Origin of the sequence: Corynebacterium wankanglinii, from assembly GCF_013601005.1 — a bacterium.
GTDB lineage: Bacteria > Actinomycetota > Actinomycetes > Mycobacteriales > Mycobacteriaceae > Corynebacterium > Corynebacterium wankanglinii.
Genome location: NZ_JABFED010000001.1, coordinates 32,001 through 47,056, shown reverse-complemented (window position 1 = coordinate 47,056; position 15,056 = coordinate 32,001). Strand labels below are relative to the sequence as shown.

Genomic DNA, 15,056 nt, shown 5'->3' with positions numbered 1-15,056 from the left:
TTGGGGACATGACGCAAACTGTTCAAGGAGTAATCGCTCGCGAAAAGGGCGCCCCGGTCGAGGTCGTCGACATTGTGATCCCCGAGCCCGGCCCGAACGATGTCGTGGTCAAGGTGCAGGCCACCGGCGTGTGCCACACGGACCTGGCGTACCGCGACGGCGACATCGAAGATGCGTTCCCGTTTCTGCTCGGCCATGAGACGGCTGGTGTCGTCGAGACGGTCGGCGAGGACGTCACCCACGTCGCCGAAGGCGATTTCGTGGTGCTGAACTGGCGCGCAGTGTGCGGCGAGTGCCGCGCCTGCCGCAAGGGCGACACGAAGAACTGCTTCAACACCCACAACGCCTCCAAGCGCATGACGCTTGCCGACGGCACCGAGCTCACCCCGGCCCTGGGCATCGGCTCGTTCGCGGAGAAGACCCTCGTGCACGAAAAGCAGTGCACGAAGGTGGACCCGGAGGCCGACCCGGCTGCGGCCGGCCTGCTCGGCTGCGGCATCATGGCCGGCCTCGGCGCCGCAGTGAACACCGGTGACATCCAGCGCGGCGAGTCCGTCGTGGTCTTCGGCCTCGGCGGGGTCGGCTTGGCGGCCGTCGCCGGCGCCGCGCTTGCGGGTGCGACCACGGTGATTGCTGTAGACGTCGATAAGCGAAAGTGCGATGCGGCAACCGAGACGTTCGGCGCAACGCACTCGATCTGCGCGAAGGGCATGAGCGAAGACGAGGTGATCGAGGCGGTGCGCGAACTCACCGACGGCTTCGGCACCGACGTTGCTATTGACGCCGTAGGCATCCAGCCCACCTGGCGCCAGGCCTTCTACTCCCGCGACCTGGCGGGACGCATGGTCATGGTGGGCGTGCCCAACCAGACCGACCACGTGGACATCCCCGCGATCGACCTGTACGCCCGCGGCGGGTCCATCAAGCCGGCCTGGTACGGCGACTGCCTGCCGGAGCGCGACTTCCCCGCGTACGTCGAGCTCTACCAGCAGGGCCGGTTCCCGCTCGGCGAGTTCGTCTCCGAGCGCATTGGCATCGGCGACATCGAGGACGCGTTTGCGAAGATGAAGCGCGGCGACGTGCTGCGGAGCGTGGTGGAGTTCTAAATGCGCATCGACAACGTCGTCACCTCCGGCCTGTTCAAGCTCGACGGTGGCGAGTGGGAGGTGGACAACAACGTGTGGATCGTCGGCGACGATTCCGAGGTCTACATCATCGACGCCGCCCACAACGCCGAAGCCATCGCCGAGGCGGTGGGGAACAGGCGCGTGAAGGGCATTTTGGCCACCCACGGCCACTCCGACCACATCGACGCCGCGCCCGAGCTGTCGCGGCTTGTGGACGCGCCGGTGTATCTACACCCCACCGACGGCTTCCTCTGGCAGCGCCAGAACCCGGGCGCGCACTACCGCCAGCTCCTCGACCGCGCGACGTTCCCCATCGCCGGCACTGAGCTGCGCGTCATGTCCACCCCGGGTCACTCGCCGGGCTCCGTGGTGATCTACGCCGAGGAGGCAGGCGAGCTGTTTTCCGGCGACACCCTGTTCCAGGGCGGGCCGGGCGCGACGGGCCGGTCGTTCTCCTCGTTCGACACCATCATCCACTCGCTGCAGAAGTCCGTGCTGGATCTGCCTGCGGAGACGGTGGTGCGCACCGGCCACGGCGACCACACCACCATCGGCAACGAGGCGCCGCACCTGGAGGAGTGGATCCGCCGCGGTTACTAGAGCTGCCCGGTGAACAGGAGCTGCAGCTGGGGGTTTCCCTCGGCGAGCAGCCCGGCCACCAGGCCGATAATGCCCAGAATCACCACTACAATGCCGAGGATGCTCCCCACCGAGCTGCCGTCACCGCTCTCACCGTCCGGGTCGCTTCCCTGAGTGCTCACCTGGGTGCCCGCGGTCGCCGCGTGGGATTGGTGTGTGTTGAACGTCGGGTTGTACGGCTGATCCTGACCCGCCGGTGACGGCGCGGCCACCAACACCCCGTCATAGGCAGACTGCGCCTCAGACTGCTTCGCGCGGGCGGCGTCGACGGCGGCTTTCTTTTCGTCGACCGCGCGTTGTGCCTGTGCGACGGCGACGCGCTTCACCTCGGCGTCGTCGCGGGCGGCCTGCCGCTCGTCGAGCAGGTTGGCGGGTACCGGGGCCGGACCAGTGGGTGCGTTTGCCTGCGCCTTCTGAGCACGGTCGAGCGCACTCGCGGCATTGGCCCGCTGGGTTTTCACGGCGTCGTACTGGTTCTGGCGGTCGCGTTCGGCGCCCGCGGCGGCATCGACTCGCGCTTGCTGCGCCTTTCGTTGCTGCTCCAGGACCGTCTTCCGCTGGGCCGCGGCGTTACGGGGGTCCACCATCTGGTTGTACTCGCGCGTCGCGGCCTGCACCCGTGCGTTGATCTCCGCAGCCTTCGTTGGGTTGGCGCGCTTGCTCATATCGACTTTCTCGTCGACACGCGCTGTAAGCCCCTGCATCTTTTGCGCCTGCGCCTGGCGCCCGCCGAGGATCTTGGCATTATTGACGGTCGCGTTGCCCGGGTTATTCGGTGCAGACCAGTTACCCAAACCAATGAGCTGCTTGGCCCCGGCCGCGCGGTAGAACGGCTGGCCCGAATTCAGGGCGGTTCGGGTCATGCCGTCGGTTTGGTAGAACCGGCCGTCGGCGAGCTTGGTGTCCTCGATGAAGAACATCGTCGTCGAGTACGCGACGCCCTTGCTGTCGAACGCGATGCCCACGCCGATGCCCTGGTACTGGGAATCAAGCATCGATTGGTTGTGGCCCTTTGTGGAATTGCGCCACTGGGTGAAGAACTGCTCCGCCAGCTTCCCCCACTGCTCCGCAGTCATCGACGACGGCGTGTAGTAGCCACTCAGCGCAATATTTTCGCCGGACCTGCCCCACGCGTCGGGTGAGTGCCGGAACCCGTTTGCGGCCATGTTCCGTGTCCAATTTCCGGCCTGCTGGTTGTAGGAGGCGTGGGTGCGCAGCGGGGCAAGCCCGTTGGCCCGGCGGTAATCGTTGACCATCTCCACGATCGCCTGGGCCGTGACGCGTTCGTATTCTGCCTGGTTGAATCGGTTATTCGCCCAGTAGTCGCGCTCTTCAATCAGGCGTTCGCGCTCGGCGTTCTTGCTTGCCAGTGCGTTGTCGTATTCCTGCACTGTCTCAGCGGTGCGGTTGAGCTCGGCCTGGACGGCGTCGCGGTCCGCGGCCGCTTGGCGGGTGGCCGCCGACGCGTTTTCCCATGCGGTCTTCGCCTCGGCCTCAGCGCTCGTCGCCTGCGCCGCGGCGGTGCGCGCACGCTCGACGTCGTCTCGCAGACGCGCAATCTCGGCGTCGAAGTCTACCTTGTTATCGCGCGTCTGCCTATCGACGGCACCTTCGGCCTCCCGCTGCCTCCTCTCAGCGGCCGCTGCGGCGGATTGGGCGTTCGACAGCGCAGCCTCGGCTGCCTCGAGCTCGGATTGTGCGGCCGACGCGTCCCTGGTGGCCGAGTCGAGGGCCATCCGCGCAGCGTCGCGGTCCGATTCCCACGCGGCGACGGTGTCGGACGCGGGGGTGGCGCTGGCAGAGGAGATGACCAAACCTGAGGTGGCCAGGGCCAGGACGAGTGAGGCCGACAGGCGTCGTGATGGAGACATGGAGAACCTTCCAGGAAACGATTACTTACTAGTAAACATAACCACAGGTTGCTGTGTCACCACTACACTGGGTGGTGTGACGTTAATCGCGATTCGCCGGCGGCTGCGCGTTCTGCAGCGCCACCGCGCGGGCCAGCCGCGCGTAGCGCAACTCCTGCTCGCGGAAGCGCGTCCACGTCGAGATTGTGGTGAAGAAAAACGCGATCACCAGCACGTAGAGCATGAGGTCGGTGCCGCGGTCCACGCCCAACCAGTTGGCCACCACGGTCACGTCGTCCGGGCGCGCGATCGCCCAGATTGCGGCGACGATCATGAGCACGAAACCGATTTTGACCCAGGCTTTGGCGTTAGCTTTGCGTCGATTAGCAAAGAAGTACCAGGCCAACGCCACGACGGCGAGCAGTAGCAACGCTTGGATCATGGCAGCCTCCTAGCAACGAGCCCGTCGGCGAGGATGTTCACGCCGTTGATCAAACTCTGCCCCTTGGACATGGAGTATTCGGTGTAGAGGATGTCCACCGGCTCCTCGTCCACGCGCCAGCCCTGCTTGTCAATCATGGTGACAATCTCGGAGGCGTGGGACATCCCGTTCATGCGGATGTTCATCTCCTCGGCGACCTTGCGGTTGAAGGCGCGCAAGCCGTTGTGCGCGTCGGAGAGCCCGAGCCGCTTCGTGCGCGGGGAAAGCATCACCACCGTCTTCAGCACCAGGCGCTTGATCCACGGCACCTGCGAGTTGTCTTGGCCGGCGAAGCGGGTACCCACGATGATGTCCACCGGCTCGGTGCGCAGCCGCTCGATCATGCGCACCACGTCTTTGACTTGGTGCTGCCCGTCAGCGTCGAACGTGACGAAGAACTCGGCGCCGGGCTGGGCGCGGGCGTACTCCACGCCGGTCTGGATCGCCGCGCCCTGGCCGAGGTTGACCGGGTGGTCCACCAGGTGGGCGCCCGCGGCGCGGATCTGGGCCGCGGAGTTGTCGCGGGAGCCGTCGTTGACCGCCACGATGTTGGGGAAGGTCTCGCGGGCGCGGGAAAGCACGTCGAAAATGACCGTGCCCTCGTTGTAGCAGGGCACAATCAGCCAGGTGTCGTCGAATCCGCTCATGTCGCCCGTTAGGTTACCCCTCGCGGTGGAACAAAGCGGCGTACACGCGCCGCAACAAACCTGTGGGAAGCGCTCGGTATGCGGAGCGTGCCGCCAGGTTGAACGCGGCGCGCGGGCGAGAAACCAGCCCGTACGCGACTAGGTTGCGCTGCATTTGGGCCTCGGCGGCGAACATCTCCCGGCCGGTGCGGCGGGAGAACTGCGCGTCGGTGACCTGGAAGTCCGTCAGCGCCTCCGGGAGGTTGCGCACTTGCCAGCCGCCGGCGATCAGCCGCGCGTACAGGTCGTAGTCCTCCATGAAGTGCACGTCGCGGTACCCGCCGACCTGCTTGGCCGCGCGGGTGCGCAGCATCACCGACGGGTTGTTCACCGGCGAGTTCATCTTCGCGTACGCGTGCGGGTCTTCCGGTAGTGCGCGCACCTTGCCGGTGTCGCCCGGCTGCCGCGTGAACTCCTCGACGGCGGTGCCCAGCGCCCCGCACTTCGGGTGAGCCTCCAGGTACGCCAGTTGCCGGGCGAAACGCTCGGGCTTGGCGGCGTCGTCGGAGTCGAGGCGCGCGGTGTAGTCGGAATCGATCGTCGATAAGCCTGCCTGCGATGCCGGGCCCGCGCCCACGTTTTCCTCCAGCCAAATCACTCGGGCATCCTGCCTCTCGACGACCCTTCGAACCCTCTCCGGCACCGGCCCATCCACCACGATGACTAGCTCGTCCGCCGGTCGGGTCTGCGCCGCAAGGGAGTCGAGTGCGCGGGCGAGGTCGTCCGCGTCCGTGCCGTGGTAGACGGTCACCAGCGCCGTAATCGTGGTCATCGGTTACGCGGCGCTGGTATCGAGGTAGTGGGCGATTGCGGCCTCAATTATGGACAGGTCGCTTGTACCTTCTTCGCGCGCCCGCGCCTGCACCCTTTCGGCAAGCGCAGGCGGCAACATGTCCACAAGACCGGGACCCCATGACACTTCCGCAGCGCGGATGCGTTCGTCCGACCAACCGCGTTCAAAATCCTGTGCCTTCCGCATCTCTTCCGGGGTCACTTCGTCCACAATCCTTCCAAGTAACGTTTACGGGCTGCCATGGCGTGGAAAATTTTCGCTGAGCCATCAGCGTATATTTCCCCGCCGATTTCCAACAGCCTGGCGTTTGAATCGAATCCGATCCGAATTACTTTAAGCGGCTCGTCTCTTTCGATGAACTGCTTGACGTAGCGCTCCCACGCACGCAGGATGTATTCGGGCTGAATCCCATGTTTTTGAGCCGATGGCAAAATTTGTGGAGACTGCGAAGCCACGGGCTAGTCCCTTGCTGCGTCGATGAGGTAGCGGCCGTAGCCGGATTTCAGCACCTGGCTGCCCAGCGCCTCCAGCTGGGTGGCGTCGATGAAGCCTTCGCGGTAGGCCGCCACCTCGGGCGAGCCGATGACGGTGCCGGTGCGTTTTTGCAGTACCTCGACGTACGCGCTGGCCTCACTCATCGAGTCGATGGTGCCGGTGTCTAGCCACACATCTCCCCGGTGCAGCCGGTGGACCTTTAAGTCGCCGCGGTCCAGGTACACCTCGTTGACGGAGGTGATCTCCAGCTCCCCGCGCGCGGAGGGTTCGATGGATTTGGCAATGTCCACCACGTTGTTGTCGTAGAAGTACAGCCCCACCACAGCGAAGTTCGACTTCGGCGCGGACGGTTTTTCCTCGATGGACAGCGCCATGCCGGAAGCATTGAACTCGACCACGCCGTAACGCTGCGGGTCCGAGACCTCGTAGGCGAAGATCGCCCCGCCCTCGATATCGCGGATCTGGCCGAGTACCTCCGTGATGCCGTTGCCGTCGAAGATGTTGTCGCCGAGTACCAGCGCCACCGAGTCATCGCCGATGAACTCCTCGCCGATCAAAAACGCCTGCGCCAGGCCCTCCGGCTTCGGTTGCTCGGCGTAGTGGAGCATGATGCCGAGGCGTGAGCCGTCGCCAAGCAAACGCTCGAAATTCGGGCGGTCCTCCGGCGTGGTGATGATCAGGATCTCGCGGATACCCGCGCTGATCAGGGTGGATAGCGGGTAATAGATCATCGGCTTGTCGTAGATGGGCATGAGCTGCTTCGAAATGCCCTGGGTGATCGGGTACAGGCGCGTGCCCGAGCCGCCAGCGAGGATGATGCCCTTCATGCCTGCGAAGTGTAGTTGGCCCGGGTGGGGGAGAAGGTTCCCACATACATAACACCCAACTTCCCACAGTGTTATGTAAGTGGGAAGTTGGGTGTTAAGTCGTTCCTACCTCGTCTTCCGGTAGCGCTGCCGAGGGCTTCTCAACGGCTCCGTCACTTCAGCTGCCCCCTCGCGCAGAAGCTGGTTCAGGCTCTTCTGTACCGCAGTCCGGCTGAGCCCAGTCGCTTCTTTGAGTTCGGTGGTCGACCACGAAACTCGTTCTTGGAGCAGACGCGATACCTGCTCATATGCGGTTTCGTGGGTTTCTGTCGCCGTGACCTTGCGCTTGTGGAAGGTTACCGTGAAGTGTGTCAGCGTGTTGGAAAATTCAGGCGGTGGCATCAGTGCGTCCGCTGTCGCGGATCGCATAACTGCGATCCCGGTTCCCCGATTCTCGGCCACCGTGCCACCGCCCGAGTATTGCATGTCTTCCAAGAAGGTCGACAGCAATTGGTTTCTTGATGTGGATACTCCCGGCTGACCGAGGTTGTCGGGGGTCACTCCGCCGAAAAGCCCACCAGGGTTAGAAATCTGGAGTCTGTCCACGTACATGTCAATTTGGACGGGAGTGCCCAGGGCTGAGGGGGAGTAGTCGCGGTGCATTAAGGCGTTTACCAGCGCTTCTCGGATAGCTACCGGCGGGTAGTCAGGCACATCTTTCCTGAACACCCCTTCGATCAAACCGGCGGTGCGCATGTTCTTTTCTACTAGACGCACACCTTCCTCAACCATTTCGGGAATGGGGCCTGTAATTCGTGCGCTGTCCAGAAGCCGGAATCCTTCCGTGACGTCTCCCTTACCGGTGCCCGGGTAGAGCGCAAAAGTTACTGTGAGGCGCGGGTAGAACTGCTGCGGGTAGTCCCCCATGGTGAGCAGTGAGGCGAGAGTGGGTTTGTCCTCGCGGAGCACCTGTAGTCGTCGCAATGCAGTGGGCATCCCATCTGCGAATGTCTTCTCGCGAGCAGCCTGCTGCTTCTCGGTGTAGCGGGATAGGGACGTTTCATCCAGATCGCCGAGCGAGGCTTCGGGCACGGGTTCACGGTCCCACGACGGCTGCCCCTTGTTTTCCACGATCCGGTCCACTTCGTATGGTGTGAGCCTGCGCTCACTTTCGCCGGCCCGGATGTAGCTGCCTTTGTACAGTCCGCGTTCGGTGACGTAACAGGGCTTGTCCCGCAGCTCCATTTCTTGAACTTCTGCGACTAGAACCTGCCCTGACTCGAAGGGAAACACTGCAATTTCGGGCCTGACTGGGGGAGTGAGCTGCTCGCAGCGCGAAGCTGGTTGATAATTTCCGCCAGGTCGTCTTGAAGCATAACACTCAACATAACACCCAACTTCCCACAGTGTTATGTAAGTGGGAAGTTGGGTGTTAAGTTGCCACGTACAACGCCAGCGCCGCGCGCCAGTTTGTGGGCGCGAACCCGGTGGCCTTGATCTTGTCCAGCGAGAGCGTGGATTCGCGCGGCCGCGGCGCCTCCGCCCCGAACTCGGCGGCGTACTCATCGGTGGTCACGGGGTGCACGTCCGCCGGGTCGCCGCCGACGGCGATGAACACGGCCATGGCGATCTCGTCGCGCGTGACGGCGTCGCCGTCGGAGGAGATGTTGTACACGCCGTACTCCGCGCCCGTGCTCAGCAGGTGGGCGATCCCCTTCGCCAGGTCTTCGGCCCAGGTGGGGCGCCCGCGCTGGTCGCACACTACCTTCGGCGCTACGCCGCGGTCGGCCAGGTCGGCCATCACGGACATGAAGTTGCGCCCGTCGCCGAACACCCAGCTCGTGCGCACCACGTAGTGCTTGCGCGCCACCTGCGCGGCGGTCTCGCCCGCAGCTTTGGACGCCCCGTAGGCGCTCAGCGGTGACGGCGTCTCGGCCTCGTCGTGGACCTCGACGGCGCCGTCGAAGATGTAGTCGCTGGAGACATGCACGAGCGTGAGGTCGTGCTCATTGCTTATCGACGCCAACTTCGCCACCCCCGCCGCATTCACCGACCATGCCCCAGCCCGGTCGTTCTCCGCACCGTTGACGTCGTTGTACGCGGCGCAATTCACTATCGCCCAGTAGTTTTCCCACGCCATCTCGGGCGGGTTGGCGATGTCGAACTCGTCGTGGCCCACGAAGTGCGCCTGCTCGTCTGACCAGATTCGGCGCAGGGCCCGGCCGAGCTGGCCGTTGGCGCCGGTGACGAGGATGCGGCGTGGGGGCAGCGGAGCGGCGTCGATAAGCATGGGGTGCTCGAGGTCTTTCGCCGACAGCTCGGTGGGGTCAAGCGGCCAGTCGATTTCCTTGTACGAGCAGAACGCGCCGCCGGGGGAGTAGCGCTGGTTGACCAGGTAGATGTAGGTGGTGTTGTCCTCCAGCGCCTGGAAGCCGTTGGCCACGCCGCGGGGGACGAACACGGCGGTGTCCGGCCCGATCTCGCAGGTGAACTTCTCGCCGAACGTGGCGGAGCCTTCGCGCATGTCCACCCACGCGCCGAACACGCGGCCCGTGGCCACGGAGACCCACTTGTCCCACGGCTCGGCGTGCATGCCGCGGGTGGCGCCGCGGCGGGCGTTGAAGCTGACGTTGTGCTGCTTCGGGGTGAGTTTCTGGCCGGACCAGTTCTCTTTGAACCAGCCGCGGTTGTCCTGGTGGACGGTAAGTGTGTGGACCTCCAGGCCCTCGATGGTGGTTTCCATCTCACTGTCCCCTTTCCGCGTAGCGCCGCTCAATACCTGCCTTGTCGGCCTCCCACCACCAGCGGTTATGCGTGTACCACTCGATAGTCTGCTCCAAACCGGCGCGCAGGTCGGTGTAGCGCGGCGCCCAGCCCAGCTCCCGGCGGATCTTGGTGGCGTCCATGGTGTAGCGCTGGTCGTGGCCCGGTCGGTCCGCGACGTGCTCGAAGGTGCCGCCCATGAGCTCGCAGATGGTCTCGATGACCTCCTTGTTGGTCACATGCGGGTCCCCGGGCAAGCTCGCGCCGATGTTGTAGGTCTCGCCGATGCGCCCGCGTTCCAGGATGGCCATGACAGCCGCGTTGTGGTCGTCCACGTGGATCCAGTCGCGCACCTGGGCGCCGGTGCCGTAGAGCTTGGCGGGCGCGCCGCACAGGATGTTGGTGATCTGGCGGGGGATGAACTTCTCCACGTGCTGGTACGGCCCGTAGTTGTTGGAGCAGTTCGAGATCGTCGCGCGCACGCCGAAGGAGCGCACCCACGCGCGCACCAGATGGTCGGAGCCAGCCTTGGTGGCCGAGTACGGCGAGGAGGGGTTGTAGGCCGTGGTTTCCGTGAACGCGTCGGTGCCGTCGAGCTGGAGATCCCCGAAAACTTCGTCGGTGGAGATGTGGTGGAGGCGTTTATCGTGTTTGCGCACCGCCTCCAGCAGCGCAAACGTTCCGTTAATGTTGCTCTCCACGAAGGCTTCGGGGGCGCGCAGCGAGTTGTCGTTGTGGGATTCGGCGGCGAAGTGGATGACGGCGTCGGCGGCGGACACGAGCTCGTCGATAAGCGGTTGCTCGCAGATGTCGCCGTGGACGAACTCCACGCCCTCCGGCAGGCTCGCCCGGTTGCCGGCGTAGGTGAGCTTGTCCACGACGGTGATGCGGTAGCGCTGCCGTGCCTGACGGACAAAATTCGCGCCGATGAAGCCCGCGCCCCCGGTGACCAGCAAGTGTTCCATGGCCCGTTACCTTACCCAGCTACCGCGTCAAACCCGCCAGGTGCACGAGCGCGCCGACGATGGGCCCGGCAAACAGCGCCGCGACCACGGTGGTGGTGACACCCCACGGCGCGAGGAAGAGCACTGCGAAGGCGGTGGCGGTGGCGGCGAGCCAACCGGCCACGTAAAACGCGTGCCGTTCCAGCGCGAGCACGGCTACGCCGGTGATCATGAGCATGCCCATGAACGCGGACGCGAAGGTGAGAAGGCCGAGCGTGAGGCCGTCGACAAACAGCTCCGGCTTGTACGCCACACGCAGGATCCAGGGGCCGACGAGCCACGCGGCGGCAAACCCCACCAGACCCACGCCGAGGATTGCTGCGACCGGCGCCGCAAGGGCCCTGTAGACGCGCCCGCGATGCTCGACGAAGCGCACCACTAGCACGGACTGGAACCGCTGCAGCGGCACGAGCACGGGCGCGCGGGTGAGCATGACGGCGTTGTTGATGGCGGCCACCGCCGCGCCCGAGGTAGCCGCGGGAAACGCCGCAGACGCCGCGGTGGGAAAGCCCGTGATCAGGGCAGCGGAGGCTCCGGAAGCGACCATGGCGGAGGCGACGCGGCGCACAAACGTTGCGCGGTCCACGTCCAGGGTCACACGCACCGGTGCGAGCGCGAGGATGAGCGCCCAGCTCAACGCGCCGATGACGGTGATGACAAGGAACTCCACCAGCCCGCCGCCAAACGCCCACACCACCACGGCCAGCACGAGCCTGACGCCGGAATCCAGGGCCACCAGCCCCGCGTAGCGGTTCCACAAACCGGCACCGCTTAAGATCCCGGACAGCACCGCCTGGAAGGCGTAGCTGAGCAGCCCGAACGCCAGCAGCGCCGTCGCCGTGCCGGGATGGCTGGGCACGATCCGGCCCATGCCGGCGAAGCCGGCGGCCAGCACCACCGCGGCAAGCACCGCGCCAACTGCGGCGCCGAGCTTCCACGGGTTCGCGGTGCCGCGCACCTTGGTCTCCCGGGACGCGGCCACGGCGCGGGTGGTCTCCTGCGTGATGCCGTCAATGAGCCCCGTGGCCGCGAAGAACAGGCCCCAAAACGCCAGGAAGTAGTTGTAGCCGAGCTGCGCGTCCAGGGCCCAGCTGGCAATCCACATGACCACGAAGCCGCTGGCCGCGGCGAAGATAGTGGCCAGGGAGAGGTTTCTCACGGGCACTCCGGCAGCTCGGGGTGGTTTACCCACGCGTCGAGTACGTCGCCGACCGCCACGCCCTGGCGCGCAAACGCGTTGACCAGGTCGAAGGGCTCCACCACGCCGTGGGCGCCGCGGGCGACGTAGTCGCGCACGGCGGCGAAGAAGGCGGGGTCGCCTGCGGTACGCCGCAGCGCATGGAGCGTGATGGCGCCGCGCTTGTACACGCGGTCGTCGAACATGTCGCGAGGCCCCGGGTCTTTCAGCGTGAAGTGCATGGGGGCGATCTTGGCGTAATGGGTGCGCACGGAGGCGTCGATAGGCATCTGCCCCGAAAAATCCGCCCACAGCCACTCCGCGTAGCAGGCGAAACCCTCGTTGAGCCAGATGTCCTCCCACTGCGCGATGCCGAGCGAGTTGCCGAACCACTGGTGCGCGAGCTCGTGCGCGATGAGGCGCTCGTTGCCCCGCAGGTGGTTGACGCCAAAGATGGACAGACCTTGGGCCTCCAAGGGGATTTCCAGCGCGTCTTCGTGCACGACCACCTGGTAGTCCTCGAAGGGGTAGGGGCCGAAGACGGTTTCGAAGTAGTCCAGCATCGCCTGCTGCTTATCCAGATCGCCCACCGGCGTGTTCGGCGGCAGCCACGCCATGGTGTTGCGGCCCAGCGCCTCGCGGTGGAACTGGCCCACCTGCACCGTGGCCAGGTAGGTGGCCATCGGGCGGGCGGTGGTGTTGGTCACCGCGACGTAGCCGCGGTCTGCGCGCACGTTGAAACTGTAGGTGGCCTTTTCATCCGGGGTGTCGTCGCACGGGAACCATGAGGGCGCGCCATCCGGCTGGTTGGCGGTCAGCGCACCGTTTCCTAGCTCCTCCCAGCCCAACATGCCCCAGGCGGTGCGCCGCGGGCGCGGGGTGCCGGCGTAGCGGATGGCTAGCTGCAGCTCCGTATCCACCGGTATGAACTGGTCGAAGGTGATGCGCAACTTACCGCCGGACTGGCGGTAGCGCTTGACGCCGAAACCCGAGCTAGCCTCGACGTTTCGCACCGTCAGTCCCGACGTCAGATCCAGCGTGAGGTGGTTGAGCTCGCGCCAGGTGGTCAGCGTCAGCGTCGCTACCGCGTCGAGGCGGTTCGGTGCCACCTTGTAGTCGAAGTTCAGGTCGTAGTGCGTGACGTGGAAGCCGAGGTTGAACTCCACGCCGGTGTAGCGGTCGCGGGTGCCGGGGATGGGTGTGGAGCGCAGCCTGAGGTTTCTCATCGCGGGGAAGTCTAGCCCAGCCTCTCGCCGACCTTGCCGTCGATCCATTCGTAGATCAACGCTTCTACCCGCGACACCTGTGCATTATCTGCGGCGCCAGCGTGCCCGCCTGCGGTGTTTTCGAAGTAGTCCACCGGCTGCCCCGCCTGCCACAGCGCCAGCGCGAAGGTACGGGCGTGGGCAGGGTGGACGCGGTCGTCCCGCGTGGATGTGGTCACCAGCGCCGGGGGATAGGCCACCTGTTCGCGCGAGCGCACGTTGTGCAGCGGCGACCACCGCTCGATGGCGGCGCGCTCGACCGGGTCGTCCGGGTCGCCGTACTCCGCCATCCACGACGCGCCGGCGGAAAGCGTGTGGTAGCGCAGCATGTCCGTCAACGGCACCTGGATCACCGCGGCGCCGAAGCACTCCGGGTACTGCACCAGCGCGCCGGAGGTGAGCAGTCCGCCGTTGGAGCCGCCGCGGATCACAATCCGCTCAGGCTGCGCGTAGCCGCGAGCCACCACGTCCTCCAGCACTGCCTTGTGGTCCTCCCACACCTTGTGCCGGTTGACCTTCACCACCTGCGAGTGCCACTGGGGGCCGAACTCGCCGCCGCCGCGCAGGTTGGGCTGGACGTAGAAGTTGCCCTGCTCAAGCCATGCGATGCCGCGCACATTGGAAAACGCCGGTGTCAGCGAGACTTCGAAGCCGCCGTAGCCGCCGACCAACGTGGGGCGGACGCCACGGGAGAAGTCGCCGGTGATGAAGTAGGGGATGCGCGTTCCGTCCGCGGACTCTGCCCAGTGCTGCCGGGTTTCCAACCCGCCGGTGTCGAAGTGGGCGGGCGCGCGCCTGACCTCGGTGAGCGCGCCTGAAGCGTCTCCACGCAGCAGCGTTGTGGGGGTGGTGAAGGACGAGGCGACGACCCAGAACTCGTCGCCAGCCAGCGGGCTCGCGGCGACCACGTGGGCGCTCGCGGCGTCCGGCAGCGCCAGCTCGGTGCGCTGCCAGGTGCCCAGCTGGATCCGGACGATGCTGGTGGCGACATCCACGAGGCGGGTGACCAGCAGCGCAGATTCGGTGAACGCGATGGAATCCACCGTCGCGTCCTTCTCCAGCACCGTGAACTCGCGCGCGCTGTGCTGGAACGCGTCCAGCTCGATCACGCCCAACGCGCCTGCCGGCACGCCCGCGAATTCAGTGCGCGGTTGGATAAACAGCCACTGGCGGTGGGCGACGGCGTCGCAGTCGTCGGGCACCGCGACGAGCTCGCCGTCCACCCACGTGCGCGATGTGTAGAAATCGAGCGCCCGCGTGACGACGGTCCTTCGGTCCACCACATCAAACGCCGCCCCCACGGCCACGTCTTCCGGCTCACCGGTGAAGATGACCGTTTTCTCACCGCCACGCGTCCAGCGCGCCACCTGCATGGGGTAACCGGACTGCGTGAGCGTGCCCGGCCCCTCGTCCGTTCCCACCAAAATGGTGTCCCGGTCCACCCAGCTGACGTCGGTTTTCGCCTCGTCGATGGTGAAGCCGCCGTCGTCCGCGCTGATGAAGCTGCGCGTCTCCACGTCGAACTCGCGCACCACCACGGCGTCGGCGCCGCCCCGGGACAGGCGGATCAGCGCTCTGTCCCAGCGCAACGGCAGCAGGGACGAGCCTTTGAACACCCAGTCTTCGCCCTCCTCGGCGGCAAGCGCGTCGAGGTCGAGCAGCACCTCCCAGGTGGTTGCTTCCTCATCCTCATCTCTCCCCTCGCCGACGGAGGAGGCGAGGAACGAGGCCAGCGACGTGCGGCGCCACATCCCACGGGGGTGCGCGCGGTCGCGCCAGAAGTTGTAGAGGTACTCGCCGCGCCGGGAGACGAACGGGATCCGGTCGTCCGAGTCCAGCGTTTCGCGGATGCGGTCGCGCAGCGCGGCGGTGTCGAGCGCCGCTTCCGTCGCGCCGGACCACTCTTGGGCCCACTCGAGGGCGGGGGTGCCCGTCAGGTCGTCGAGAAGCTGCGGCTCGATGTCGCGCAC

At 65.8% G+C, this 15,056-nt stretch carries 15 protein-coding genes; 2 read left to right on the top strand and 13 right to left on the bottom strand.

The features are described 5' to 3' along the window. Positions 1-8 precede the first annotated feature (8 nt). Both HMA55_RS00235 and HMA55_RS00230 read left to right on the top strand, forming a co-directional pair. Entirely contained in the window at positions 9-1,106 is a 1,098-nt protein-coding gene (locus HMA55_RS00235; RefSeq protein ID WP_181191099.1) for an S-(hydroxymethyl)mycothiol dehydrogenase, read from the top strand. Next, complete coding sequence (locus HMA55_RS00230; protein WP_181191098.1) at positions 1,107-1,727, top strand: MBL fold metallo-hydrolase; 621 nt, start codon at positions 1,107-1,109, stop codon at positions 1,725-1,727. Here the strand turns inward: HMA55_RS00230 and HMA55_RS00225 are convergent. The 13 genes from HMA55_RS00225 to HMA55_RS00165 all read right to left on the bottom strand — a co-directional run bounded on the left by HMA55_RS00225 (position 1,724) and on the right by HMA55_RS00165 (position 15,056). Then, entirely contained in the window at positions 1,724-3,637 is a 1,914-nt protein-coding gene (locus HMA55_RS00225) for a CAP domain-containing protein (protein WP_181191097.1), read from the bottom strand. The genes HMA55_RS00230 and HMA55_RS00225 overlap by 4 nt on opposite strands. A gap of 82 nt (positions 3,638-3,719) precedes the next feature. Then, positions 3,720-4,058, bottom strand: coding sequence for a DUF2304 domain-containing protein (locus tag HMA55_RS00220; protein ID WP_181191096.1), 339 nt, complete (start codon positions 4,056-4,058; stop codon positions 3,720-3,722). Then, positions 4,055-4,744, bottom strand: a complete 690-nt coding sequence (locus tag HMA55_RS00215; protein ID WP_181191095.1) for a glycosyltransferase family 2 protein — start codon at positions 4,742-4,744, stop codon at positions 4,055-4,057. The genes HMA55_RS00220 and HMA55_RS00215 overlap by 4 nt, the downstream gene beginning before the upstream one ends. Positions 4,745-4,757: 13 nt before the next feature. Beyond that, on the bottom strand, positions 4,758-5,555 hold the full coding sequence (locus HMA55_RS00210; RefSeq protein ID WP_181191094.1) for a glycosyltransferase: 798 nt from the start codon (positions 5,553-5,555) through the stop codon (positions 4,758-4,760). 3 nt (positions 5,556-5,558) lie between these two features. Beyond that, positions 5,559-5,786, bottom strand: a complete 228-nt coding sequence (locus HMA55_RS00205) for a hypothetical protein (protein WP_181191093.1) — start codon at positions 5,784-5,786, stop codon at positions 5,559-5,561. Further along, the gene (locus HMA55_RS00200; RefSeq protein ID WP_181191092.1) at positions 5,774-6,031 is read right to left on the bottom strand and encodes a toxin; all 258 of its coding nucleotides are present in this window, start codon (positions 6,029-6,031) and stop codon (positions 5,774-5,776) included. Before HMA55_RS00200 ends, HMA55_RS00205 begins: the two co-directional genes overlap by 13 nt. A 3-nt stretch (positions 6,032-6,034) precedes the next feature. After that, positions 6,035-6,898: a glucose-1-phosphate thymidylyltransferase RfbA gene (gene rfbA / locus HMA55_RS00195; RefSeq protein ID WP_181191091.1), complete on the bottom strand. Its 864-nt coding sequence runs from the start codon at positions 6,896-6,898 to the stop codon at positions 6,035-6,037. A 105-nt stretch (positions 6,899-7,003) separates the two neighbouring features. Further along, on the bottom strand, positions 7,004-8,122 hold the full coding sequence (locus tag HMA55_RS00190) for an ATP-binding protein (protein WP_235961554.1): 1,119 nt from the start codon (positions 8,120-8,122) through the stop codon (positions 7,004-7,006). 187 nt (positions 8,123-8,309) lie between these two features. Further along, positions 8,310-9,620, bottom strand: coding sequence for a sugar nucleotide-binding protein (locus HMA55_RS00185; protein WP_181191090.1), 1,311 nt, complete (start codon positions 9,618-9,620; stop codon positions 8,310-8,312). A gap of 1 nt (position 9,621) precedes the next feature. Then, entirely contained in the window at positions 9,622-10,605 is a 984-nt protein-coding gene (gene rfbB / locus HMA55_RS00180; protein WP_181191089.1) for a dTDP-glucose 4,6-dehydratase, read from the bottom strand. Positions 10,606-10,624: 19 nt separating this feature from the next. Beyond that, a complete protein-coding gene (locus HMA55_RS00175; protein ID WP_181191088.1) occupies positions 10,625-11,803 on the bottom strand; it encodes a hypothetical protein in 1,179 nt (392 codons plus the stop codon). Further along, positions 11,800-13,047, bottom strand: a complete 1,248-nt coding sequence (locus tag HMA55_RS00170) for a M1 family metallopeptidase (protein ID WP_181191087.1) — start codon at positions 13,045-13,047, stop codon at positions 11,800-11,802. The genes HMA55_RS00175 and HMA55_RS00170 overlap by 4 nt, the downstream gene beginning before the upstream one ends. A gap of 11 nt (positions 13,048-13,058) precedes the next feature. Continuing rightward, positions 13,059-15,056: a prolyl oligopeptidase family serine peptidase gene (locus HMA55_RS00165; RefSeq protein ID WP_181191086.1), complete on the bottom strand. Its 1,998-nt coding sequence runs from the start codon at positions 15,054-15,056 to the stop codon at positions 13,059-13,061.

Bases quoted from the DNA above. Each gene is read 5' to 3' on its own strand.
- HMA55_RS00235 (WP_181191099.1), top strand. From the start codon at position 9: ATGACGCAAACTGTTCAAGGAGTAATCGCTCGCGAAAAGGGCGCCCCG.
- HMA55_RS00230 (WP_181191098.1), top strand. From the start codon at position 1,107: ATGCGCATCGACAACGTCGTCACCTCCGGCCTGTTCAAGCTCGACGGT.
- HMA55_RS00225 (WP_181191097.1), bottom strand. From the start codon at position 3,637: ATGTCTCCATCACGACGCCTGTCGGCCTCACTCGTCCTGGCCCTGGCC.
- HMA55_RS00220 (WP_181191096.1), bottom strand. From the start codon at position 4,058: ATGATCCAAGCGTTGCTACTGCTCGCCGTCGTGGCGTTGGCCTGGTAC.
- HMA55_RS00215 (WP_181191095.1), bottom strand. From the start codon at position 4,744: ATGAGCGGATTCGACGACACCTGGCTGATTGTGCCCTGCTACAACGAG.
- HMA55_RS00210 (WP_181191094.1), bottom strand. From the start codon at position 5,555: ATGACCACGATTACGGCGCTGGTGACCGTCTACCACGGCACGGACGCG.
- rfbA (WP_181191091.1), bottom strand. From the start codon at position 6,898: ATGAAGGGCATCATCCTCGCTGGCGGCTCGGGCACGCGCCTGTACCCG.
- HMA55_RS00190 (WP_235961554.1), bottom strand. From the start codon at position 8,122: ATGGAGCTGCGGGACAAGCCCTGTTACGTCACCGAACGCGGACTGTAC.
- HMA55_RS00185 (WP_181191090.1), bottom strand. From the start codon at position 9,620: ATGGAAACCACCATCGAGGGCCTGGAGGTCCACACACTTACCGTCCAC.
- rfbB (WP_181191089.1), bottom strand. From the start codon at position 10,605: ATGGAACACTTGCTGGTCACCGGGGGCGCGGGCTTCATCGGCGCGAAT.
- HMA55_RS00170 (WP_181191087.1), bottom strand. From the start codon at position 13,047: ATGAGAAACCTCAGGCTGCGCTCCACACCCATCCCCGGCACCCGCGAC.